Source organism: Mesorhizobium sp. M7A.F.Ca.CA.002.15.2.1 (assembly GCF_003998715.1).
In the GTDB taxonomy this organism is placed as follows: Bacteria; Pseudomonadota; Alphaproteobacteria; order Rhizobiales; family Rhizobiaceae; genus Mesorhizobium; species Mesorhizobium ciceri.
The window spans coordinates 1-1,241 of the sequence record NZ_RZPI01001016.1; the positions used below are offsets into that span (position 1 = coordinate 1).

The 1,241-nt window shown below is 66.0% G+C and carries 2 protein-coding genes; one reads left to right on the plus strand and one right to left on the minus strand.

Annotated elements, in window-relative coordinates:
• A partial coding sequence (locus ENZ74_RS32135; RefSeq protein WP_127313302.1) for a hypothetical protein occupies positions 1-755 on the plus strand: 755 nt, incomplete at its 5' end.
• On the opposite strand, the gene ENZ74_RS32140 is transcribed toward ENZ74_RS32135, so the two are convergent.
• The coding region (locus tag ENZ74_RS32140) for a gluconokinase (protein WP_245471055.1) at positions 750-1,241 on the minus strand (492 nt) is incomplete at its 5' end. The two genes, ENZ74_RS32135 and ENZ74_RS32140, sit on opposite strands and share 6 nt — an antisense overlap.

The following is a 1,241-nucleotide window of genomic DNA, read 5'->3' on the forward strand; positions in this document are numbered from 1 at the left end:
GCTTGCAGCTCGCCGCACATCTGGTGGCCGGCCGCTGGTCGCCGACGATCCGGCTGGAGGGGTTGGCGGGGCTGCGGTCGGCCTTGCAGCGCGGCCACGGCGCCATCCTCTGGTGCGATCAGTTCACCGCCCAGACCATCATCGGCAAGCGCGCGCTGTACGAGGCCGGTATCGAAGCGCATCAGGTGAGCGTCAACACCCACGGTATTTCCGAATCGGCGTTCGGCTTGCGTTTCCTCAATCCGCCGCTGATCGATGTCGAAAACCGGTTCCTGAAAAGCCGGGTCGTCTTTGGCCGCGACGACACCTATCAAGTCACCATCCGCATCCAGAAGATCCTGAAGCAGAATGGCGTGGTGACGATGACCAACACCGTCCATGCCGGCACGAGCTTCACCGAGGCAGCCATGGGCGAAAGCGGCTGGACGCATCTCGCCTCGGCACCGGCGAATTTCGCCGCCAGGGGCAGGACCGCCCTGTTTGCCATGTCGACCTTCGAAGTGGTTCCCTTCATCGAATACCGGGCCGTGCTCAGCCCCGAGCTGACGCCGGAGGCATCTGTCAGCCCGGCAACGGACATGGCCAGGGATGGCGCCAAGAACATGACTGTGCAGGCGCACTACATCCTGCTCAAGCGCGACCGCCTGCTGGAAGCGCTGAAGCTCTACCCCGAGCAGATGCTGACGTGGTCCCGCCGGCAGCGGCTGACCGAGGCCTCGGACAGCATCGGCATCGGAATGGATGAAGGCTCATGACCGGCGTATCAGACGGACCGCGGCGGCGACGAGCTCACCGACCGGGCGTGTGGCATTGAGTTTCGAGGCGCGCTCATCCGCAGCCGGCGGCTCGAGGATGGCGAACTGGCTGTCGACCAGGCTCGCCGGCATGAAGTGGCCCTTGCGGCTGCCGACGCGCTGCCTGGCCGTACCAGGGTCGATCTCCAGATAGAGGAAGACGATTTCCGGGCAGAAGCCGCTCAGCCGGTCGCGGTAGCTGCGCTTCAGCGCCGAGCAGGCGGCGACCACGCCGTTGCCCTGCCCCACCGACGCGGCGATGCGCTCGCCGATCGCGTTGAGCCAGCCTTCGCGCAGCTGATCGGTAAGCGGCTCGCCGCTTGCCATGCGTGCGACGTTTTCCGGAGGATGCAGCCTGTCGCCCTCGATAAAGGTAACGCCCAGAGCGGCGGCAAGCCCAACGCCCACCGCCGACTTGCCGCAGCCGGCGACGCCCATAACCACGAT